Raw genomic sequence first — 21903 nt, 5'->3', positions numbered from 1 at the left:
CTGCCTTCCGGCCGGTAACCCCCCGTCCGGCTGTCTACCCCGACCCGAACATTCGTACTCCTGCATTCAGGATGCACGATCTTCCTGAGTGGTCGATGAGGGGGAGGTGAGAACCTCCCGGGTGCGCAGGCGCCTCGAGGTCAGAAGCCCAGGTCCCGCCCCACGATGTCCTTCATGATCTCGGTGGTGCCGCCGTAGATCGTCTCGATGCGGACGTCGGTGTACAGGCGCGAGATCGGGTACTCGGCCATGTAGCCGTAGCCGCCGTGCAGCTGCACACAGGTGTCGACGATGCGCTTGAGCAGCTCGGTGGTCCACCACTTCGCCTTCGAGGCGTCGACGGCGGTCAACTCGCCGTCGACCATGGCCTGGATGCTGCGGTCGACGTATGCCCGTGCGACGTCGAGCTCGGTGGCGATCTCGGCCAGCTTGTGACGGTTGACCTGGAACGACCCGATGGACTGGCCGAACGCCTTGCGGTCGAGCGCGTAGTCCTTGGTCATCTCGAACGCCTGGTGCGCGGTCGCGACCGCACCCACCGCGATCGCCAGTCGCTCGGACGGGAGGTTGTGCATCAGGTGGTAGAAGCCGCGACCCTCCTGCCCGACGACGTTGGCCTCGGGCACGCGGACGTTGTCGAAGTGGAGCTCGGCGGTGTCCTGGGCGTGCTGACCCATCTTGTCCAGGTTCCGCCCCCGGGAGAACCCGTCCATGCCGCGCTCGACGGCGAGCAGCGTGAAGCCCTTGTGTCCGGCCTCGGGATCGGTGCGCGTCACGACGATGACGAGGTCGGAGTTGATGCCGCAGGAGATGAACGTCTTCGACCCGTTGAGGACCCAGTGGTCGCCGTCCTTGACCGCGGAGGTCTTGATGCCCGCGAGGTCGCTGCCCGCGCCGGGCTCGGTCATCGCGATCGCGCCGATGATGTCGCCGGCGGCGAACCCGGGCAGCCACCGCTGCTTCTGCTCGTCGGTGCACAGGTTCACCAGATAGGGACCGACGATGTCGTTCTGCAACGTCAAGCCCGGCGCCCGCGACCCGGCGCGCGTCATCTCCTCGATGATCACGGCGTTGAACCGGAAGTCGTCGATCCCCGCGCCGCCGTACTCCTCCGGGATGTAGTGGCCCACGAGACCCGCCTCGCCGGCCTTCTTGAACACCTCGCGGTCGATGATGCCGTCGGCCTCCCACTGGTCGGCGTGTGGCAGCACCTCGCGCTCGACGAAGGCGCGCGCGGAAGAGCGCAACTGCTCGTGTTCGGGCTCGAAGACCAGGCGCTTCATCGTGACCTCTCCTGTGTGGGGGCATGACACGGCCGCGGATGGGTCGACCGCCATAAGCGACGTTATAGCGCCGAAGCATTTCTGACAACAGTTTCAGTTTTCGCGCTCGGTCCCGCGCGGCTGGACCACGGTCCGCTGCGTACGCTCGTTCCGGTGACCACGGGGGATCGTCCGCAGACAGCTCTGGTCGACGACTCCGGGGACGGCCCCGCCGTCGGCAGTGGCGCGATCGTCGACACCGTGCGGTTCGCCGGTGTCGCCGATGTCGGTCTCGTCGGGAGTCGGTGGACCCCACCGGAGGCGCCGACGGCCACCGCGCTGCTCCTGCACGGCGGCGGTCAGACCCGTCACTCGTGGAAGCGGACCGGCGATCACCTCGCCGCGTCCGGGCTCCGGGTGGTCTCCATGGACTGCCGGGGCCACGGCGACAGCGGGTGGTCGCCGGACGGCTACTACGACATGGACATCCTCGCCGAGGACGTGCACCGGGTGATCGCCGACCTGGGCGGTCCCGTCACCCTCATCGGGGCGAGCCTGGGCGGGTTGACCGGCATCGCCGTCGCCGACAGATGGGGCCCCGACGAGGTGTCGGCGTTGGTGTTGGTCGACGTCGTCCCCCGCTACGACCGCGGCGGGACCCGACGGATCCGGACGTTCATGCGCAGCGGCATCGACGGTTTCGACTCCCTCGACGACGCCGCCGACGCTGTCGCCGCGTACCTGCCACACCGGAAGCGTCCGCGCAGCATCGACGGGTTGACCCGCAACCTGCGACGCCGCGACGACGGCCGGTGGTACTGGCACTGGGACCCGAACGTCATCTCTGCGGAGACCGTCGCTCGGATCCCCGTCGACGACCTCGACGACGCGGCGGCGCGTCTGCGTATCCCGATCATGCTGGTACGCGGCATGTTGTCCGACGTCGTCCCCGACGAGGTGCTGTCGGCGTTCCGCGAGCGCGTCCCCCACGCCGAGATCACCGAGCTGCGCGCCGCAGGCCACACCGCGGCCGGCGACGACAACGACGCCTTCAGTGATGCCGTCGTCGACTTCGTCGGACGGGTCATACGACCCGGTCCCTGACCCACCGGCCCCGAGCGGGCACTTGATCCCGCCGGGCGTGCACTTGATCCCGCCGGGCGTGCACTTGATCCCGCGGCGGCCTCACGACTGCACACTCGCGGGGATCTACCGCACGCTCGTGGGGATCTACCGCACGCTCGTGGGGATCTACTGCACGCTCGGCGGCGGGTCAGACAGCGGCCACGGGGTCGCCGGCGGGGACCGTCGGGGACACGAGGAGGTCCCCGGTGTCGCGATCGAGCCTCGCCGTGATCACGCGGTCGCTGTCACCCTGTGAGATGCCATCTGAGCGGCGGTGGCAGCCGACGCTGTCGGTCCGCGCCAGCGCGGCGGTGACGACCGCGCGCGCCACCAGAGCCATGTCGGCCGTGTCCGCCGTCCCGCCGGAAACGACTGCGTCCAGGGCGTTCCGGAGTCCGAGGGCGTCCCGGTCGACACCGGCACCGGCCGTCATCGCCGCTCGGATGACCTGCGCCGACGGCCCGATCCCACGGTCCGGGAGGGTCGGGCCGACACACGGCCGGGCAGACACCGTCCGGTCCTCCGACGCCGTCTCCGCGGCGCGGAGACCCATGACCACCGCCTCGGTGAGGCTGTTCGAGGCGAGACGGTTCGCCCCGTGCAACCCGGTCCGCGCGACCTCGCCGGCCGCGAGCAACCCGGGCACGTCGGTCCGCGCGCGGAGGTCGGTGAGCACGCCCCCACAGTGGTAGTGCGCCCCGGGGACCACGGGGATCAGCTCACGGACGGGGTCGAACCCGGCGGCGCGCACACCCGCGGTGACCGTCGGGAAGCGACGGACGAGATCGGGGACGTGCCGCGCGTCGAGGAACACGCACGGCGCCCCGGTCGCGACCATCGCATGGTGGGCCGCCGACGCGACGACGTCGCGGGGAGCGAGATCGCCCAGCGGGTGGACACCGGCGGTCACCGAGGTGCCGTCGGCGTCGACCAGTCGCGCCCCCTCCCCGCGCAGCGCCTCGGTGATGAGCAGGCACCGACCGTCCGCGCCGGGCGTGAACAGCATCGTCGGGTGGAACTGCACGAACTCGAGGTCGCCGACGGTGGCGCCGGCGCGCAGCGCGAGCGCGATCCCGGAACCGACCGAGGACGGCGGGTTCGTGGTCGCCGTCCACAGCGCCCCGAGCCCTCCGGTGGCGAGCACCACCGACCGCGCAGGCACGAAGCGGCCGTCGTCGTCGATCACGCCGACAGCGCGTCCGTCCACCACCGGGATGTCGCGGATCAGCCCGCGACGCACCGCGATACGGGCGTCGTGACGGACCGCCGACCACAGCGCGGCGTGGAGGTGTGCCCCGGTGGCGTCACCCCCGGCGTGCACGATCCGTCGGACACCGTGGCCACCCTCGCGGGTGCGGGCGAGACCGCCGGCAGGGTCATGGTCGAAAGCGACGCCACGCGCGACCAGCTCGGCGATCGCCGCGGGGCCGTCGGCGAGGATCGACCGCACCGCGACAGGGTCGCAGTGACCGGCGCCGGCGGCGAGGGTGTCCGCGACGTGCGCGTCGAGCGAGTCACCCCGGTCCGTCGCCACCGCGGCCATCCCGCCCTGGGCATAGGCGGTCGACGTGCCCCCGGCGACGGAACCGTCGCGGGCCCCGGCGACGACGGTCACCGACATCCCGCGCTCGGCGGCGTTCAGTGCGGCGGTCAGACCGGCAACGCCGGCACCCACCACGACGAGATCGTCGACGTCCATGAGCCGCTCCGTTGGTCGAGGTTTTCGACCGTGAGTCGATAACCACCTCACACGGTACGCGTCCTGCTCAGGAGTCGAACGTGACGGTGATCTCCTCCGAGCGGGGGACGGCCTGGCAGGCGAGGGTGAGGCCCATCGCGATGTCCGAGTCGACGAGGGTGTCGTTCTTGCGCATCGTCACGTCCCCGCTGAGCACCCGACACGCACACGAACTGCACTCGCCCTCGCGGCAGGAGAACGGCGCGTCGTGTCCGGCGGCGAGGAGGACGTCGAGGAGCGTCGCGGACCGCGGCCAGGCGAGGTCGACGGTGTCACCGCGCAGGGTCACCGTCACCTGCGCGTCGTCGTCGTCGTTCACGACGGTGACGTCGACATCGGCGAAGGGATCGCCGGAGAGCGACCGGTACCGCTCGGTGTGCACGCGGTCCGCGGGGATCCCGACGGACTCCGCGGCCTTCTCGACGACGGCCATGAACGGCCCGGGCCCGCACACCCACACCCGGTGCCCGGACCACGCAGCGAGTTCGGCCTCCATCGCGTCCGGCGACGGAAGTCCCCGCTCGGACTCGTGCCAGTGCTCGACGCTGAACCGGTCATCGAATTCCGCCTGCAGTTCGGCTATCTCGTCGACGAATATCACCGACGCGGGGTCGCGGTTGGCGTAGAACAGGCGCACAGCCCGCACCCCACCCATCAACGCCGACGTGGCGATGGACATCAGCGGCGTGATCCCGCTGCCGGCGCCGACGAGCAGAAAGTCCTCGTCGAAGGCACGGGGGAAGAACGACCCGGACGGAGTGAGCACGGTCAGCCGGTCACCGACCTGCACCTCGTCGCACAGCCACGACGACGCCCGACCACCCGGCACCCGCTTGACGGTGAGGATGAGGTCGTCGTCGAGGTGCGGCGAGCTGGACATCGAATAGCACCGTGCCACAGCAGATCCGGTGTCCTCCACCGGGACGCGCAGGGTGAGGAACTGGCCCGGGTGATACCGGAAGCGGTGCGCGAGGGAGTCGGGGACGTCGAGGACGAGCGAGACCGAGTCGGCGGTCTCCCGGATGATCTCGGCGACCTCGAGCTCGTGGGCGCGACCGCGCGGGCCGACGCTCACGAACCGATCCGCTGGCCGGCGGCCAACGGACGGGCCATCACGTCCTGGTACCGCCCGCCGAGCAGTCGGGGCAAGGTGTCGAACAGCCGCGCGTCGGGACCGATCAACACCCGCGGCTTGTTCTTCTCGATCCCCCGGATGATCCTCCTCGCCGCCGTCTCGGGACGGGTGAACGCGATCCGCTGGAAGTTCTCGTCCTTCACCTGCAGGTCCTGGGCGTACTCGCCGCTCTGCCGCCCGTTGCGGACGATGTTCGTCTTGATGCCGCCGGGGTGCACGCAGGTGACGCCGACGCGATGTCCCCCGCTGATCATCTCCTGACGGAGCGACCCGGTGAACCCGCGCACGGCGAACTTGGCGGCGTTGTAGGCACTCTGACCCGGGATGGACATCAGGCCGAACACCGACGAGACGTTCACGATGTGTCCGTCGCCCGACGCGATGAGATCGGGCAGGAACGCCTTCGTCCCGTTGACGACGCCGCCGAAGTCGATACCGACGATCCAGTCGAAGTCGTCCCAGTGCATGTCGACGACCGTGGCCGACAGCGAGACCCCAGCGTTGTTGACGACGACGTTCACGCCACCGAAATGCCCGCGCACCCCGTCGGCGTGGTCGAGGAACGCTGCCCGGTCCGCGACGTCGAGCCGATGGGGCACCGCTTCCGCGCCGGCCTTCTCCGCCATCCGTGCGGTCTCGGTCGCCGCCTCGATGTCGATGTCGCTCAGCGCGAGTCGGGCACCACGTTCGGCGAGCTGCAGTGCGACGGCACGGCCTATCCCGGACCCCGCCCCGGTGACGACCGCGACCTTGTCCCGGAAGTCCCTCACCGGTCACGCTCCTCGCCGCGGACGGCCTGCAGGACGTCGTCGGGCAGCGCTCGTGACGCGCGGTACAGCGCGGTGGTCACCCGGCCCTTGATGAGCCCTGCCTCGTGGAAATACCGCAGCATCGGGCCGCACATGAAGGTCGCGTTCTCGCGGTAGCGCGGCGACCGCTGGGCGGTCATCCACCCCTTCAGCTGCCCGATGCCGACCGACTTGTACGCCTGCGAGTCGACGAGGGTCGGCATCACGAACAGGGTGAGTGCCGCGCAGAGCACTCGGTTCACGGCCAGCGCGACCGGCCCCGACCGCTCGATCGCGTCGGCGAGTTCGTTGCGCGCGAACGTGATGTGCCGCGCCTCCTCCAGCACGTGGATCTTCATGAGCTGACGCACGTGGGGCTGGATGCGCCCGTCGGCCATCGACTCGCGCTGCACGCGGTCGAGGACCTCCTCCACCAGCAGGGTCCCGGCGTAGACGATGGGCCCGTGCGGGATGAACCCGATGAGCCGCAACGGCATCGACAGTGCCTTGGGACGGCGGTACGGCTCCATGCCGGTCTTGTTGATCAGCCGACCGAACATCGTCGAGTGCCGCGTCTCCTCGGCGATCTCGCTCAGCGAGTACAGCGTGCTCGCGTCGGAGAAGTCGCGGCCGTGGAAGACGCCGCGGAGCAGGTTGGTGCACAACCCGATCTCGGCGTTGATGCCGTAGGTCAGGATCGCGACCGCCTCGGCGCGGCTGAGTCGGAGCTTCTGCTCCTCGGTCAGCGCCTCGTAGATCTCGGTGCCGAACAGCGTGCCCCGCTTCTCGGTGGCCCACGGACGGCCCGGGGCGATCGGCGCGTCCCAGTCGATGTCGAGGTCGCCGTCGTATGCGCGGTCGGCGGTCGACCGCAGCAGACGTTCGGCGAGCTCCCGTCGCTCGGCCTCGACGTCCCGGCTCGTCCCGGTGTCCGAACCCGGTGCGCGCCTCTCGGGTGCGATGCTCTCGATGGTCACAGGTCCCCCTCCGCTGATGTGTCGAGTCGTGCCCCCGTGCTCCGCACCAGCAGCCGGCTCACCGGGTCGGTGAACATGCCCGCTTCCCGTGCCGCCTCGAGGAACTCGCCGTACAGGATGTGCGCGCGTCGGGCCCGCATGGGGGCGCGGCGTCGGGCCAACCGCAGGCGCCACCGCGGCACCCCGGCAGCGTGCTCCGCGTCGGCGTCGTCGAGTGCCCGGGTGACAGCGCGCATCACGACGGCCGCGGCGATCGAGTACCAGGTCAGCAGCAGACGGTTCCGTCCCGGCACGGTCGTCGCGAAGTCCAGATGGGCGAACTCCCGCAGACGTCGCGTCGCCCGGAGGTAGATGTCGGCGACCTGCCGGGCGTGCGGCTGCACGCCCGGGTCCTCCGCGAGCGCGGCCGCCACCCCGTGGACGAACGACTCCCCCAGCAGGTACAGCGCGGCGGTCGTCCCACCGGCCGGCGTCAGCAGCGTGTACCGCTCGAATCGGCGGGCCAGCGTGGCGTGCCGGCCGGGCGGCAGACCGGTCACGGTCACGAGCCGTCCGAACATGGCGGTGCTGGTGGTCCGGATGTTGATGGTCGCGAACCCCCATCGGGCCGTGTCGTCGCACAGCGTCTGGTCCTCACCGATGCGTCGGAACTCCAGCATCGACTGCGCCGTCGTCGCGAACGCCGCGAGCGTCAGCAGGTCGACGAGTCCGTGTCGCCCGAGTTCCACGCGTGCCGCCGGCGTGAGCCGACGCCACGGGCGTGTGCCCGCGAGGCCGACGAGTCCCTCGGGCAGCCACGCCGCGTCCGGCGACGGCGGCGCCGACCAGTCGATGTCGATGTCCGGGTCGAACCGGTCGTCGACGGTGTCGATGAGGAAGCGTTGTGCCGCGGCCTCTCGGTCGGCGACCGACCGTCGTCGGGTCGGACGACGTTGCGCGCGCGAGGGATCGGTCCCGGCCGTGGTGTCGACCGTGACGTCCCGCGGCTCCACGAGCCCTGACATCTGCCACCCTTTCCGCCGTCATCTCCTGTGGCGAGGTCACGAACTTAAGGGATCGTCGCGTGAGCAGGCGCACGATCTGATGCACTTTGGTGTCGCGTCACAACGAGCTCGGGGCAGGGTGCTCGGACGACGACGCCGGGGAGAGGGACAGGGGAGGACAACGGATGAACACGTTTCTGGACATTCGGGACTCGGGCCGCGCGACACCACGGTCGCACCACGACGACTCCGACTACGTCGGCACCGCGTCGATCATCGTCAAGGGCATCGAGATCCCGGTGAACGTGGAGTTGAAGGGGTACCGCGAACCGATCGACGGCGTGTACCGCTGGATCGGGCGCGTCGGCGCGAACGACCGGTTGTCGGCGATCGTCGGGGACGCCAAGCGCATCCGCGTCATCGTGTCGACGCCTCACAGCGCGCGGGAGGCGTATCTCGGCGATCCCGACTTCTGGGGTCGTTTCCGCATCAACGGCAAGTCGACGCCGCCGTTCGCGGTCGACTCCTCCGTCGACTGAATCCGTCTGGGACCTCGAGGGCCCGATCGCGGGCGAAACGGACAGCCCGGGCGTCGGCGTGAACCGGTAGCGTCGGTCCATGGCACCCGCGCTGGTCCTCGGACCGATCCTCCGATTCGTCGACGACAGCCGGGCGACGGTGTGGGTCGAGACCGACCGGCCCTGCACCGTCACGGTCGACACCGCGGTCGGGGTGTCCGCGACGGAGGAGACCTGGGGTGTCGGCGGCCATCACTTCGCGCTCGTGATCGTGCGCGGTCTCCCCGCCGACACACTCGTCGACTACACCGTGCGACTTGGTGAGGACGGGGGCGACGACGAGCACGTCTGGCCACCGGCCGGCGTGGCGTGTCACCTGCGCACCAGCGGGCCCGACCGCCGTCCGTCCATCGCGTTCGGCTCCTGTCGGCGCGGTGAGAACCACGACGCCGAGTCGCTGGAGCGGATCGGCGCCGACGCGTTGACGGGCTTGGCCGGACGCGTCCGGACCGAGGCCGTGGACCGGCACCCGGATCTGCTGCTGTTCCTCGGTGACCAGGTGTACGCCGACGACCCGTCACGCGAGGTGCTGGCCCGCCTGCGGCGTCACCGCGCCGCGCACTCGCCCGACCCGGACCTGACGCCGGAGGTCCGCGACGAGATCTGTGATCTGGAGGAGTACACCTGGCTCTACCACGAGTCCTGGGGGACACCGGCGGTCCGCGGGCTGATGGCCTGCGTGCCGAGCTGCATGATCCTCGACGACCACGACCTGCGCGACGACTGGAACTCGTCGTGGTCGTGGCGACAGGAGACGTCGGCGAAGCCGTGGTGGCGCCGCCGCGTGATCGGGGCCTTCACCTCGTACTGGATCTACCAGCACCTGGGCAATCTCGACCCCGACGCCCTCGACCGGGACCAACACTACGCGCGGGTGCGGTTCGCCGTCGACGACGCGGAACGCGAACAGATCCTCGCCGACTTCTCGCTGCGCGCCGACGCCGAACCCTCCTCCGCCCGATGGAGTTACACGCGCGACCTGGGCCCGCTGCGACTGATCATGATCGACTCGCGGTGTTCCCGTGATCTCGCTCCCGACCGGCGCGGCATCGTCGACGACGGCGAGTGGAAGTGGGTCGTCCAGGCCGCCACGGACCACCCCGCCCGGCACGTCGTGTTCGGGACGTCGCTGCCGTACCTCATGCTCCCCGCACTGCACCACCTCGAGCAGTGGGACGAGGCCGTGGCGCAGGGCGCATGGGGCCGGACCGGCGCGCGTCTCGGCGAGAAGGCCCGTCTGGCACTGGATCTGGAGCACTGGGCCGCGTTCGACAACTCGTTCCGCGACATGGCCCGGCTCGCCGAGGAGCTGTCGGACGGGCCGGACGCACCCGCCTCCGTCGTGTGGGTGTCCGGCGACGTCCACTGCTCCTACATCGCCGACGCCCATCTCGTCGACCGCTCGCCGGGCCGGGGCACCGCTCTCATCCAGCTGACGATGTCGCCGTTCCGCAACCCGCTGGAACGCCCGGTCCGCGTGGTGAACCGTCTGGCGCGCCGGAAACCGCTGGTGCGGTTGATGCGTCGGCTCGCCCGCGCGGCGGGTGTCGCGGACCTCCCCCTCACCTGGGACACCAGCGCGGGCCCCTGGTTCGACAACGGCGTCATGACGCTGTCGGCCGACGGCGACGATCTGTCCGTGCGCGTGGAACACGCGTTCACCGCGCCCGACGGATCGCAGCGGCTGTCGTCGACGCACGAGGCCCAGCTGGCAGGGCCGAGGGCCTGATTGCCCTGCCTCGGCACGCCTGCCGTGCGTTATCCGGCCGTGATCCGCGGACACGACTCAGACGCAACGGTCGCAGGCTGGTGTACAGCACACCGACACGTACCTACCGTCGTGACCATGGCTGACTATCGAGTTCTCGACCCCACCGGCGACGTCGTGTCCGAGAAGGCGTTCGACAACGCCTCCGAGGCGTACGAGTGGTTCATCAACTCCAAGGCCGACAACACCGAACTCGGATGGCGCCTCGAGGTGAACCACGACGGCGACTGGGCGTTCGTCGACGACACCGAGGGCAACGCCGTGGGCGAAGACGGCCCGGCGAGCGTCTGACCCGATGGCGATCGCGACCACCAACCCGGCCACCGGCGAGGTGCTGAAGGAGTTCGACGCACTGTCGGACGCGGAGATCGAGGAGAAGGTCGCGCGTGCGGCGCAGGCAGCGCAGGCTCACCGTGCGACGTCGTTCGACGAGCGCGCGGGCGTGCTGCGCGGTGCCGCCGACATCCTCGACGAGGACGTCGACTCACTCGCGGTGACGATGACGACCGAGATGGGCAAGACCATCACGGCGGCGAAGGCGGAGATCGCGAAGTGCGCGAAGGGGTTGCGGTACTACGCCGACCATGCGCCGGAGATGCTCGCCGACGACATCGCCGACGCCGACGCGGTGGACGCGTCGCGCGCGTTCCACCGTTTCCAGCCGCTCGGCGTCGTGCTCGCGGTCATGCCGTGGAACTTCCCGCTGTGGCAGGTGATCCGCTTCGCGGCCCCCGGGTTGATGGCGGGCAACGTCGGCCTGCTCAAACACGCGTCGAACGTGCCGCAGACCGCGCTGTACCTCGAGGACCTCTTCCGTCGCGCCGGTCTGGTCGACGGCGGGTTCCAGACCCTGCTGATCGGGTCGAAGCAGGTCGAGGCCATCCTCACCGACAAGCGCGTCGCCGCGGCGACGCTCACCGGCAGTGAGGGCGCCGGCCGCTCGATCGGCGAGACCGCCGGCAAGCAGCTGAAGAAGGTGGTCCTCGAACTCGGCGGCTCCGACCCCTTCGTCGTCCTCCCCTCGGCCGATCTCGAGAAGGCCGCGAAGGTCGCCACGACCGCACGGTGCCAGAACAACGGACAGTCGTGCATCGCGGCGAAACGTTTCATCGTGCACACCGACGTCTACGACGAGTTCGCCCGACTGTTCGTCGAGAACATGTCCGGCCAGAAGGTCGGCGACCCCACCGAGGACGACACCGACATCGGTCCGCTGGCCACCGAGCAGGGACGGCAGGACGTCGTCGACCTCGTCACGGACGCCACCGCCAAGGGTGCGCGCATCCTCACCGGCGGCGAGGTCCCCGACGGGCCCGGATGGTTCTACCCGCCGACGGTCGTCGCCGACATCACCACCGACATGGACATCTACGGTGAGGAGGTGTTCGGGCCCGTCGCGTCGCTGTACCGGGCCTCCGACACCGACGACGCCCTCCGCATCGCCAACGACACCGACTTCGGTCTCGGCTCCAACGTCTGGACGACGGACGACGCGGAGATCGACAAGTTCGTCGACGGCTTCGAGGCCGGGCAGGTGTTCGTCAACGGTATGACGACCTCGTACCCCGCCATCGCCTTCGGCGGGGTCAAGAACAGCGGGCACGGACGGGAACTCACGAAATTCGGCATCCGCGAGTTCTGTAACGTCAAGACCGTCTGGATCGCCTGAGTCTTCGAGAAATGGAGCACTGAGCATGTCGCACACCACATCCCCGTCCCGCCGGCGCGGTCGTCGTCGGTCCGTCTTCGTCACGCTGGTCACCGCGGTCGCCGCGGCGTTGGGCCTCGTCGTCGGAACCGGTGGTGCGAGTGCCGCACCGCTGCAACCCATCCCGTCGCTCGACCTCACCCGGTACGTCGGTGTCTGGAACCAGGTCGCCGCGATCCCGCAGCCGTTCAACATCGACTGCCTGCGCAACACGCAAGCGCGCTACACGAAGATCGACGACCGTGACATCAAGGTCGAGAACAGCTGCACCAAGTTCAGCGGACAGCGCAGCGGGATCGTCGGGAACGCGCGGATCAACGACACGCGCACCAATGCACAACTGCACGTGAGCTTCCCGGGTGTGCCGTTCCAGGACTCGAAGTCGGGTCCGACGAATTACATCGTCACCTACATCGCCCCCGATTACTCGTGGGCGTTCGTCGGGAGCCCTGAGCGGCTGTCGGGCTTCATCCTCAAGCGCGACCCGAAGGTCACCAGCGCCCAGTGGACGCAGATCCGCGACGTCGTGCGCTCGCGCGGCTACAACGACTGCTTCTTCCTCACCACACCGATCGACGGGGCGTACCCGAACATCCAACCGCTCTGCACGGTGCGCTGACACCTCACCGAGCACGCCCGCACCGCCCGTCCGGACCTCGTCCGGGCGGGCGGTCGCACGTTCAGGCCGCCAGTGCGTCGAGTCGCGCGACGGCGTCGTCGTCCAGGATCGTCTGTGCCGCCGCCACGTTCGCCCGGAGATGGTCGAGGTCTGCCGTACCGGGGATGAGCCGCGTCGCCGCGGAGTGCCCCAGCAGCCACGCCAGACCGACCTGGGCGGGTGTGAGGCCGCTCTCGCCTGCGACCGCACGGACGACGGGGTGGTCGACGACCGAGGTCATCCGGCCGGCCGCCCCGCCGAGCGGAAAGAAGGGCACCCAGGCCATCCCCGATCGCTCGCAGAGTCCGACCTGGTCCTCGTCGGCGCGGGCGAGCAGGTTGTAGGCGTTCTGCACGCAGACGATCCCGGCGGGCAGCGCGCGGCGCACCCCGTCGGCGGTCACGCCGCTGACACCGATCGCGCCGATGACGCCGCGCTCCCGGAGCTCGACGAGCGTCGCCAGCTGGTCGTCCGGTGACACCACCTGGTCTCCCGTCGCCCGGATGCCGTGCGGGGTGTCCAGACGGCGCAGGTTGACCACGTCGAGGCGGTCGGTCCCGAGGCCACGCAGCGCGTCCTCCACGGACGCGCGGAGGTCCGCGGGTCGCTGAGCAGGCCGCAACACCCCGTCGTCGTCGAGCACTGCCCCCACCTTCGTGACGAGGAGGACGTCGGCATCGCGGGGGATCGCCTCACGCAGCACCTCGTCGACGGCCCCGTGTCCGTAGAAGGGCGCGGTGTCGATGTGGTCGACCCCGAGGTCCACCGCATGCCGAACCAGGTCGACCGCTGCGGTCCGGTCCCCCGCCCGGAGCAGCCGTTCGAGGTTCATGGCCCCGAAGCCGACGGGCGAGCGCGACGCGAACGGGTTGGTCGACGGCAGGGCGGTGAGGGTTGTCATGGCGTTCCTGTGGGACGATTGGCGAGAAAACGGAGGGACCTCCGTTTCGCGACCCACGGTACAGAAACGGAGGGCTCTCCGCTTGGTGATCGATCGAACCGTCCGCAAGGACGCACGACGTAATCGCGAGCGAGTAATCGACGCGGCACGAGGCATGTTCGCCGGCGGCCGTGCGACACCCTCGTTCGACGCGATCGCCCGCGAGGCGGGAGTCGGGGTCGGGACCGTCTACCGCCACTTCCCGTCCCGCGAGGCGTTGATCGAGGCGGTCTACGAGGCCGAGCTCGACGACCTCACCGACGCCGTGGGACCACTGTTGTCCGAGCTGCCGCCTGCTGACGCGCTGCGCGAGTGGATGCGTCGCTACGCGAGGTTCTTCACCACGAAGAGCGTCATCATCGACACCCTGCGTGCCGGGTGGTCGTCGGGGTCGATGACCACACCGGCCACGCGGGAACGGATCACGGCGGCGGTCGCGACCATCGTCGCGGCCGGTGTCGACGCCGGGTCGCTCCGGGCCGACGTCGACCCGGACGACATCACGGGGATGGTTCTCGGCGCACTCATGTCGACGGGGACCGACGACCCGGCGAAGACGGACCGCATGCTCTCGCTCATCGCCGACGCGGTAACCGCGCCCGCCGGCGCAGGTCGACGAGGGAATCAGTCGAACAGCGGGTAGCGCGGCAGCCGGAAGTCCCCGCCCGCACGGGAGACCAGGCGCTTCTCGACCCGGTCGCGCACCGCCGGCGTCGCGAGCACACGGTGCACGGCCCGTTGGACGGCGAGGGCACGCTCGCTGCGCGGCAACACGACTCGCGGACCACCGGGCGGAAGTGTCTGTACCGCCTCGGCGTACGGGCGGATCACCGACTCGTAGCCCTCGTAAGCGCGGGTGTGGTCGACGCCGGAGCCGGATCGGGCCCTGTCGAGCTCGCCGGCGAGCACATAGGCGCCGACGAGGGCGAGCGTCGTCCCCATCCCCGTCGGACCGGCGGCCCAGGCGGCGTCACCCACCACGATCACCCGCCCCCGGGAGTAGACGGAGAGCGCCACCTTGTCCATGCGCTCCATGTAGAACTCGTCGGGCGCCGCCGCGAAGCCGTCGAGGATTCGATCGGTCGCCCAGCCGACGCCCGCGAAACGGGCACGGAGAACGGTCATCTGGGCGGCGTGGCCGATCTTGTCGATCGCGAGGTCGGGGGCGACGAAGCTGAGGTTGGCGCGGATGGTGCCCACGTCGTCGGGTCGCGTCGAGACCATCCGACTGTCGGTGGTCGTCATCCAGTTCCACCAGTCGTCGTCGTCCGCGGTGCGCGGGATGGTCCCGTAGGCGATGTACTGGTCGCGGCTCACGCGCGTCACGGCGTCGCCGAGAACCAGGTCACGGGTGGTGGAGTTGCGGCCCTCGGCGACGACCACGAGGTCGAAGTGCTCGACCCCGCCGCCGGCGAACCGCACGTCCACCCCGTGGTCGTCCTGGGACAGGTCTGCGATCGAGTCGCCGTAGCTGTGCTCGACACGGGGATCGTCCGTGGTGAGTCGTCGCAAGATCTCCGAGAACCGGCCGCGCAGGATCTCCAGCTCGGCGGTCGGTCCGTCGCGACCCTCGGTGGTGGGCAGGTCCGCGTAGGCGCGGCCCGCCGGGTCGCGATACCGCAGGCCGATCTCGCCGGTCGTGTTCGCGGCCACCTCCTCCCGGACGCCCATCGCGCGGAGCACGTCGTGGCCGGCGTCGCGGATGTCGATGTTCTGACCCGCCTCCCGTGGCGCCGCGGCTCGCTCCAGCAGGGTCACGTCGTAGCCCGCTCGCGACAGAGCCCACGCCTGCGCTGGTCCCGCGATGCTGCCGCCGGTGACGAGTACCGATCCACCCATTGACCCACCCCTGTTGCTAGTTCTACTGGTAACTAGATTGTCTAGTCACAAGGTACATGGTGGAATGGGGGATGGCCGTCGACGAGACATTCACCGACCTCGACCCCGCCACGATCGCCGTCCGCGACATGGTCGGTGCCTCCCGGGAGCTCACCGGACGGATGGCCGCACTGATGGGCATGAACGCGAACGACATGGCGGCCATCGGCGAACTGACGATCACCGGGCCGATGGGCGTCGCCGACCTCGCGCGACACCTCGGCATCCGGTCCGCGTCCGCCACGGCCATGGTCGACCGGCTCGAGCATGCGGGGCACGTGGTGCGGACCCGCGACGCCGTCGACCGTCGTCGCGTCACGGTCACCGAGACCGCGGCTGCGCGGGCCGCGTCGTTCAAGGCGTGGGCCCCGACGATCGGCGCGATCGACGCCGTGTGCCGCGACCTCGACGATCACGACCGGGACGTCGTCGTCCGCTTCCTCGACGACATCACCGCGATCCTGCGGACCAACCCCTGACGCTCGATTAGCGTTTGCCCGTGCGAAGGAACTGGGGGCAGTCCGGACTGGTCGCCGTGGTCATGGCACTGGGGCTCGCCGCGCCCGCGTCGGCGGCGCCGGTCGACACGTATTCGACTGAGCTGCTGCACTTCTCGGTCCGCACGGGTCCCGACCGTGCGACACCGTGCACGATCGTCGGGCAGCTGTATCGGCCGGCGGGGCTGTCGCCGTCGCGGCGCGCACCGGCCGTCCTCACCACCAACGGGTTCGGCGGCTCGTACACCACGCAGGCGCCGATCGCGCGGTACCTCGCGACGCAGGGCTACGTGGTGCTCGCCTACTCCGGTCTCGGGTTCGGCGGCAGCGCCTGCCCGATCACCCTCGACGATCCGGACGTCGACGGCGTCGCGGCCTCCCAGCTCATCGACTACCTCGGCGGCAGGACGGGCATCGCCTACACCGATGCTGCTCTGCGACGGCCGGCCCCGGCACTCGACGTCGTCACCCACGACGACGTCGACCACTCCGGTCGCCGCCGCGCGGACGATCCCCGCGTCGGGATGGTCGGCGGTTCCTACGGCGGCGGCATCCAGTTCGCCACCGCAGCGGTCGATCCGCGCCTGGACACCATCGTCCCGCAGATCACCTGGAACGACCTGAGCTACTCGCTCGCGCCGAACGCGACGTCGACGTTCTCCGGCGTCAGCACCCGGGTGTCGGGGTCGGCGAAGATCGTCTACGCGGCCGGCCTGTTCGTGGACGGCGTCACGAATCCCGGTCGCGCCGGCTACCTGTCCGATCCGGCCCGCATCACTCCGTGCCCGAACTTCACCGTCACGCAGTGCACCACGTTCGCCGAGGGCGCCACCGTCGGGCAGTTCAGCCCGGCCGGCGTCGCCCATCTGCGGCACGCGTCGGTGTCGAGCTACATCGACCGGATCCACATCCCCGTGCTGCTCGAGCAGGGCCAACGCGACACGCTGTTCGACCTGAACGAGGCGGTCGCGACGTATCAGGCGCTGCGGGCACGCGGCGTCCCGACGTCGATGATCTGGCAGCAGTGGGGCCACAGCGGCGGTCCCGCGCCCGGCGAGTACGACAGGGCCCACCCGGACCGCACCACCCAGTACGAGGTCGGGCGCACGCTCGACTGGCTCGACCACCACCTGAAGGGTCTCGACGTCGACACCGGCCCGCAGTTCGCGTACTTCCGGAACTGGGTGCCCTACACCGGGATCGCGACGCCCGCCTACGCGAGCGATTCCTATCCCGTCGGCACGACGTCGTCGTTCCGGCTCTCGGCCGGGCAGGGACTGCTCGACGGCGCGATCGTCGCCGCCGGGGCGCCCGCCCGCCCCGGTGGGGCGACGATCAGGACGCCGCTCCTCGGTGGGCGCACCCAGACCGGGCCGTACGACGACGCCCCGGACAGCGGCAAGCCCGTCCGGCAGGACCCGGGCACCTACGCCCGGTGGGACACGGCGCCGCGCACCACACCCCTCGACGTCGTCGGCATCCCGACCATGCGACTGCGCCTGCGCGCCCTCGGTCAGCCACTGGTGTTCGCGAAGATCTACGACGTCGCGCCGGACGGTTCGGCGGATCTGATCAACGGCCTGGTGTCCCCGATCCGCGTCGCAGACCCGACGGAGCCGGTGACCGTCACCCTCTCCGGGTTGGTGCACCGGTTCGCCGTCGGACACCGGCTCCGTGTCGAGATCGCCGGGGGCGACCAGAGTTTCCGCACCGGCCTGCAGGGTCAGCCGGTCACGATCCTCAGCGGACCCGACACCTCGCTCACCCTGCCGGTGACGTCCGGCTGACGCTGCGAGAGCGCGACGGGCGGCTGCGCATGTGGTCGCGGACCCGCACCAGGATGGATCCGAGGGTCGCCACGTCGTCGTCGTCGAGGGCGCCGTAGAGCAGGTCCCGCACCACCTCGATGTGACCGGGCAGGACCCGATCGAGACGGTCGCGGCCGCCGTCGGTGAGGTCCACGACGGTCGCACGCTGGTCCGTCGGACTCGGTGAGCGCGTGATGAGCCCGGCCTTCTCGAGCAGCGCGGCCTGGTGGGTGAGTCCGCTGCGGCTGTACACGACCCCGTCGGCGATGTCGGTCATGGTCATCGGTCTCTGCGCCGCTCCCAGCGTCGCGAGGATCTCGAACTGCACGTAGCTGAGGTCGGCCTCGGCCCGCAGCTGCTGCGCGACGGCGAATTGGAGCAGCGACGCGGCCTCGGTGAACGCGAAGTAGGTGTGCATCTGCGACGGGGCGAGCGGCTCGGCCATGTCGGCCACTCTACTGCTTCGACATCGAAGGGGTTTACTTCGAGATCGAAGCAGTCTATCGTCATCGACAGATGCTTCGACATCGAAGCACTGACGAAGGAGGAATCATGAAGGCAATCGCATTCGACCGGTACGGCGACAGCGACGTCCTGCGGTGGATCGAGCTGGACCGCCCCGTCCCGGGCGCCGGCGAGGTCCTCGTCCGCGTCGCCGGGACGTCGTTCAACCCTGTCGATGCCGGCATCCGGGGCGGGTGGCTGGCCGAGGTCTTCCCGGTGTCCTTCCCGCACGTGCCGGGCATCGACGTCGCGGGGACCGTGGCCGAGATCGGTGCGGACGTCACGGATCTGCACGTCGGTGATGCGGTGATCGGCATGCTGCCGATGACCGCCGACGGTGCCGCCGCCGAGTTCGTCGTGGCCCCGGCGGAGTCGTTGACACCGGCCCCGACGTCGGTCGAGCTCGCCGACGCCGCGGCCCTGCCCGTGGTCGGTCTCACCGCATGGCAGGCGCTGTTCGAGATCGCCGACCTCCGGGCAGGCCAGTCCGTGCTGATCAACGGCGCCGGTGGCGCCGTCGGCGATTACGCGGTCCAGCTCGCCCACCAGGCCGGCGCCCATGTCACAGCGACCGCGTCCGATCGGAGCGCAGACCGGGTCCGGGCACACGGTGCCGACCACGTCGTCGGTCATCTCGACCTGTCCGGTCGACCTGCGGTCGAGGGTGCGCCCTTCGACGTCGTGCTCAACCTGGTCAGCACGTCGCCGGAGGAGACACGACACCTCGTCGGGCTCGTCGCGGACGGGGGGACGCACGTGGGCACGATGACCGCGGGCGAGCCCGACCAAGCGCGCGGCGTCACCGCACGGCGCGTGTTCGTGCGCAGCGACGCGGCGCTCCTCGCCGACCTCGTGCGTCGGGTCGACGCCGGCACGCTCACCGTCGAGGTCGGACGGCGTGTCGGATGGGACGACGTGGCGGCCGTCCATGACGACTCCGACGCGGGCCGGCTGTCGGGCAAGGTCATCGTCCTCCCTGCATGAGGATCGGACGTTCGTCGCCGAGACGGCAAGTCGGACATGGTTTCTGGCGGACACCACTACCCTCGTGCGGATGACCACTCCGGTGACACGTCGACTCGCGGTGCTGCTGATGATCCTCGTCGCGCCGATCGCGCTGCTGGCCGGCTGCAAGAAGTCCGACTCGTCGTCCTCGGCGGCGCCGTCGTCGGCGGTCGTCGCGAGCCAGTCCGCATCCGCCACGGACTGTCCGACGAGCAACACGACCTCGTTCGCGAAGACGAAGTTCGTCGCGCACAGCGGACTCGCGTTCGGCGCCTTCCACCGATACCTGTACAAGCCGTACAAGGCCGGCACCTTCACGAAGGGTGCCGACGGCCGACTCACCGCCTTCGCCAAGGGTGGTCTCGCGGCTCTGTTCATCAAACGGGAGATCCGCCTGGCGAGCGAGGACGTGAAGGCGAACCCGACTCTGTGCCGGACGATCGCCGCGCCGTTGGCCCGCATCGGCGACACGGTGCAGTCGGCGTTCGACAAGGCGAAGTCGGGGGACGCGAGCGGACTCGACGACGTCCAGTCCGCCGTCACCTCGGTGAGCAGCTCGTCCAAGAAGGACGGCGTCGACATCACCGAGAACGACAACCCGGACCTGAACTCCGTCCCCAGCTGACGGTTTCGGGGCGCCCGCATAGGGTGTGCCGATGCCCGATGACCTGGTCGGCCGGTATCTCGACTGCCTCCGGCGCGGCGAGCCCGACGCGATGCTGTCGCTGTTCACCGACGACGCGATCGTCCACTCACCGCTCTACGGGACCCTCCCCGCGGCGCAGTTCTATCCGCGCCTGTTCTCCGACACCCAGCAGTCGACACTGCACCTCCGGCGGACCTTCCGCGACGGTGAGTCGTCCATCGCGTTCTGGTTCGACTTCGACTGGGTGCTGGGTGACGGGACGCCGGCGCCGTTCTCGGTCGTCGACGTCGCCGAACTCGATCCGAGCGGGCGCATCTCGACGTTGCACATCGTCTACGACACCGTCGGGATCCGAGATGCGTTCCGTGCTGCGACCGGCCACGAGTCGACCGGTATCTGACCGGCAACTCTCGTCAGAAGTAGTGGGCCCGACCGGCGTTGAGGCGGCCGTTCTTGCCCGACGCCGCCAACACGACTCCGGCGACGGTCAGCACGATCCCGACGATCCAGATCCACGGCACGCCGACGATCACCCCGACGATGATCGCGATGATCCCCAGGATCGTCACGGCGCGGAGTAGGACACCGGCAGCCTCTTGATGCCGTTGATCCAGCCGTGGCGCAACCGCTCGGGGTCACCCAGTCGGGAGATGTCCGGGCAGTGGTCGGCGATCGCGTTGAAGATCAGGTTGATCTCCATGCGCGCGAGGTTGGCGCCGATGCAGAAGTGGGTGCCGTTGCCGCCGAAACCGACGTGCGGGTTCGGGTCCCGCAGGATGTTGAACGAGAACGGGTCGTCGAACACGTCCTCGTCGAAGTTGGCGGAGCCGTAGAACATCCCGACGCGCTCGCCGGCCTTGATCTGCACGCCGTCGAGGTCGAGGTCGTGCTTGGCGGTGCGCTGGAAGCAGTTCACCGGCGTGGCCCACCGGACGATCTCGTCGGCGGTGGTGCGCGGGCGATCTCGCTTGAAGATCTCCCACTGCTCGGGATTCTCGAGGAATGCGTTCATGCCGTGGCTGATCGCGTTGCGGGTGGTCTCGTTGCCGGCGACCGACAGCAGGATGAAGAAGTAGCCGAACTCGATCTCCGACAGGGACTCCCCGTCGAGATCGGCGTTGACCAGCTCGCTGACGATGTCCTCGGCCGGACACTGCTTGCGCTGCTCGGCCATCTGGTAGGCGTAGCCCAGGACCTCGGCCGACGCGGTCGTCGGGTCGACGGTGAACTCCGGGTCGTCGGCGTTCATCATCGAGTTCGACCACTCGAAGAGCTTCTCGCGGTCCTCGCTCGGGACGCCGAGGAGATCGGCGATCGCGATGAGGGGGAGGTCGACGGCGACCTGGTGGACGAAGTCACCCGTCCCGGACGCGGCGGCCTTCTGCACGATCTCCGCGGCGTGCTTCTCCATCTCCTCCTGCAGCGCGTGGACCGCACGAGGGGTGAACAGGCGCGAGACCAGCTTGCGCAGGCGGGTGTGCTCCGGCGGGTCGTGGTTGATCAGGAGCGCCTTGGTGATCTCCAACGCCTCCGGCGGCATGGTGTCCTCGAACCGCATGATCACGCCGTTGGCGTTGGTCGACCAGTTCTCGTCGTTCTTCGAGATCTCGCGGATGTGACGGTGCTTGCTGACCACCCAGTACCCACCGTCGTGGAAGCCGCCGCCGGACCCCTCGGCCTGCGCGTTCCACCACACGGGGGCGGTCTTCCGCAGCTCGGCGAACTCGGTCACCGGCATGCCCTTGTGCAGCAGGTCGGGGCTCGTGAAGTCGAATCCGTCGTGCATGAACGGGCACGCGCGCGGGTCGCGCGCGGCGGTGGTGAGATCATGGGTGGTCATCGTTCTCCTGACGCTCGCGTTCGAGACGGTATCTAGACCACTGGTTCCGATACCGCCGGTTACGG

23 protein-coding genes are annotated in these 21903 nt (G+C 69.7%); 12 read left to right on the top strand and 11 right to left on the bottom strand.

The genetic code is table 11. The features are described 5' to 3' along the window. Nucleotides 1-140: 140 nt before the first annotated feature. On the bottom strand, nt 141-1283 hold the full coding sequence (locus LX12_RS06325) for an acyl-CoA dehydrogenase family protein (RefSeq protein ID WP_253653665.1): 1143 nt from the start codon (nt 1281-1283) through the stop codon (nt 141-143). A gap of 228 nt (nt 1284-1511) precedes the next feature. Between LX12_RS06325 and LX12_RS06320 the strand changes: the two genes are divergently transcribed. After that, complete coding sequence (locus LX12_RS06320; RefSeq protein WP_372504945.1) at nt 1512-2366, top strand: alpha/beta fold hydrolase; 855 nt, start codon at nt 1512-1514, stop codon at nt 2364-2366. A 169-nt stretch (nt 2367-2535) separates the two neighbouring features. Here the strand turns inward: LX12_RS06320 and nadB are convergent, their stop codons facing one another. From nadB to LX12_RS06295, 5 genes are all read right to left on the bottom strand, one after another. After that, nucleotides 2536-4086: an L-aspartate oxidase gene (gene nadB, locus LX12_RS06315; RefSeq protein ID WP_253653663.1), complete on the bottom strand. Its 1551-nt coding sequence runs from the start codon at nt 4084-4086 to the stop codon at nt 2536-2538. Between the two features lie 67 nt (nt 4087-4153). Further along, on the bottom strand, nt 4154-5200 hold the full coding sequence (locus LX12_RS06310) for a 2Fe-2S iron-sulfur cluster-binding protein (RefSeq protein ID WP_253653662.1): 1047 nt from the start codon (nt 5198-5200) through the stop codon (nt 4154-4156). Continuing rightward, nucleotides 5197-6030 (bottom strand): SDR family NAD(P)-dependent oxidoreductase, encoded by an 834-nt coding sequence (locus LX12_RS06305; protein WP_253653661.1) that lies wholly within the window; start codon nt 6028-6030, stop codon nt 5197-5199. The genes LX12_RS06310 and LX12_RS06305 overlap by 4 nt, the downstream gene beginning before the upstream one ends. After that, entirely contained in the window at nt 6027-7025 is a 999-nt protein-coding gene (locus LX12_RS06300; protein ID WP_253653660.1) for an AurF N-oxygenase family protein, read from the bottom strand. Before LX12_RS06300 ends, LX12_RS06305 begins: the two co-directional genes overlap by 4 nt. Further along, a complete protein-coding gene (locus LX12_RS06295; protein WP_253653659.1) occupies nt 7022-8029 on the bottom strand; it encodes a diiron oxygenase in 1008 nt (335 codons plus the stop codon). Before LX12_RS06295 ends, LX12_RS06300 begins: the two co-directional genes overlap by 4 nt. A gap of 164 nt (nt 8030-8193) precedes the next feature. On the opposite strand from LX12_RS06295, the gene LX12_RS06290 reads away from it, so the two are divergent. From LX12_RS06290 to LX12_RS06270, 5 genes are all read left to right on the top strand, one after another. After that, nucleotides 8194-8547 carry a DUF4873 domain-containing protein gene (locus LX12_RS06290; RefSeq protein WP_253653658.1) on the top strand — a complete coding sequence of 118 codons (354 nt, stop codon included), beginning with the start codon at nt 8194-8196 and terminating at the stop codon, nt 8545-8547. 79 nt (nt 8548-8626) lie between these two features. Further along, nucleotides 8627-10315, top strand: a complete 1689-nt coding sequence (locus tag LX12_RS06285; protein WP_253653657.1) for an alkaline phosphatase D family protein — start codon at nt 8627-8629, stop codon at nt 10313-10315. A gap of 117 nt (nt 10316-10432) precedes the next feature. Then, entirely contained in the window at nt 10433-10645 is a 213-nt protein-coding gene (locus tag LX12_RS06280; protein ID WP_253653656.1) for a hypothetical protein, read from the top strand. Between the two features lie 4 nt (nt 10646-10649). After that, complete coding sequence (locus tag LX12_RS06275) at nt 10650-12023, top strand: NADP-dependent succinic semialdehyde dehydrogenase (RefSeq protein WP_253653655.1); 1374 nt, start codon at nt 10650-10652, stop codon at nt 12021-12023. 25 nt (nt 12024-12048) lie between these two features. Beyond that, nucleotides 12049-12681, top strand: a complete 633-nt coding sequence (locus tag LX12_RS06270) for a lipocalin family protein (RefSeq protein ID WP_253653654.1) — start codon at nt 12049-12051, stop codon at nt 12679-12681. A 61-nt stretch (nt 12682-12742) separates the two neighbouring features. Here LX12_RS06270 and LX12_RS06265 read toward each other — a convergent pair whose 3' ends face one another. Beyond that, on the bottom strand, nt 12743-13621 hold the full coding sequence (locus LX12_RS06265; RefSeq protein ID WP_253653653.1) for an aldo/keto reductase: 879 nt from the start codon (nt 13619-13621) through the stop codon (nt 12743-12745). Between the two features lie 85 nt (nt 13622-13706). Between LX12_RS06265 and LX12_RS06260 the strand changes: the two genes are divergently transcribed. Beyond that, a complete protein-coding gene (locus tag LX12_RS06260; protein ID WP_253653652.1) occupies nt 13707-14303 on the top strand; it encodes a TetR/AcrR family transcriptional regulator in 597 nt (198 codons plus the stop codon). Here LX12_RS06260 and LX12_RS06255 read toward each other — a convergent pair. Then, nucleotides 14285-15499 carry an FAD-dependent monooxygenase gene (locus LX12_RS06255; RefSeq protein WP_253653651.1) on the bottom strand — a complete coding sequence of 405 codons (1215 nt, stop codon included), beginning with the start codon at nt 15497-15499 and terminating at the stop codon, nt 14285-14287. The two genes, LX12_RS06260 and LX12_RS06255, sit on opposite strands and share 19 nt — an antisense overlap. A 71-nt stretch (nt 15500-15570) precedes the next feature. On the opposite strand from LX12_RS06255, the gene LX12_RS06250 reads away from it, so the two are divergent. Beyond that, nucleotides 15571-16017 (top strand): MarR family winged helix-turn-helix transcriptional regulator, encoded by a 447-nt coding sequence (locus LX12_RS06250; RefSeq protein ID WP_253653650.1) that lies wholly within the window; start codon nt 15571-15573, stop codon nt 16015-16017. A 20-nt stretch (nt 16018-16037) separates the two neighbouring features. Continuing rightward, nucleotides 16038-17822 (top strand): S15 peptidase family protein, encoded by a 1785-nt coding sequence (locus tag LX12_RS06245; protein WP_308213971.1) that lies wholly within the window; start codon nt 16038-16040, stop codon nt 17820-17822. Here the strand turns inward: LX12_RS06245 and LX12_RS06240 are convergent. Further along, the gene (locus LX12_RS06240) at nt 17797-18288 is read right to left on the bottom strand and encodes a MarR family winged helix-turn-helix transcriptional regulator (protein ID WP_253653649.1); all 492 of its coding nucleotides are present in this window, start codon (nt 18286-18288) and stop codon (nt 17797-17799) included. The two genes, LX12_RS06245 and LX12_RS06240, sit on opposite strands and share 26 nt — an antisense overlap. A gap of 107 nt (nt 18289-18395) precedes the next feature. On the opposite strand from LX12_RS06240, the gene LX12_RS06235 reads away from it, so the two are divergent. The 3 genes from LX12_RS06235 (at nt 18396) to LX12_RS06225 (ending at nt 20398) form a co-directional block, all read left to right on the top strand. After that, nucleotides 18396-19331: an NADP-dependent oxidoreductase gene (locus LX12_RS06235; RefSeq protein ID WP_253653648.1), complete on the top strand. Its 936-nt coding sequence runs from the start codon at nt 18396-18398 to the stop codon at nt 19329-19331. A gap of 70 nt (nt 19332-19401) precedes the next feature. Next, nucleotides 19402-19977, top strand: a complete 576-nt coding sequence (locus tag LX12_RS06230; RefSeq protein ID WP_253653647.1) for a hypothetical protein — start codon at nt 19402-19404, stop codon at nt 19975-19977. A 31-nt stretch (nt 19978-20008) separates the two neighbouring features. Beyond that, nucleotides 20009-20398 (top strand): nuclear transport factor 2 family protein, encoded by a 390-nt coding sequence (locus LX12_RS06225; RefSeq protein ID WP_253653646.1) that lies wholly within the window; start codon nt 20009-20011, stop codon nt 20396-20398. A gap of 13 nt (nt 20399-20411) precedes the next feature. Here the strand turns inward: LX12_RS06225 and LX12_RS06220 are convergent, their stop codons facing one another. After that, nucleotides 20412-20567 (bottom strand): hypothetical protein, encoded by a 156-nt coding sequence (locus LX12_RS06220; protein WP_253653645.1) that lies wholly within the window; start codon nt 20565-20567, stop codon nt 20412-20414. Continuing rightward, on the bottom strand, nt 20564-21838 hold the full coding sequence (locus tag LX12_RS06215; RefSeq protein WP_301284200.1) for a cytochrome P450: 1275 nt from the start codon (nt 21836-21838) through the stop codon (nt 20564-20566). The genes LX12_RS06220 and LX12_RS06215 overlap by 4 nt, the downstream gene beginning before the upstream one ends. Nucleotides 21839-21903: the final 65 nt, after the last annotated feature.

Origin of the sequence: Williamsia serinedens, assembly GCF_024171725.1 — a bacterium.
GTDB classification, from domain to species: domain Bacteria; phylum Actinomycetota; class Actinomycetes; order Mycobacteriales; family Mycobacteriaceae; genus Williamsia_A; species Williamsia_A serinedens.
This window is presented reverse-complemented; position numbering and strand designations above follow the sequence as displayed.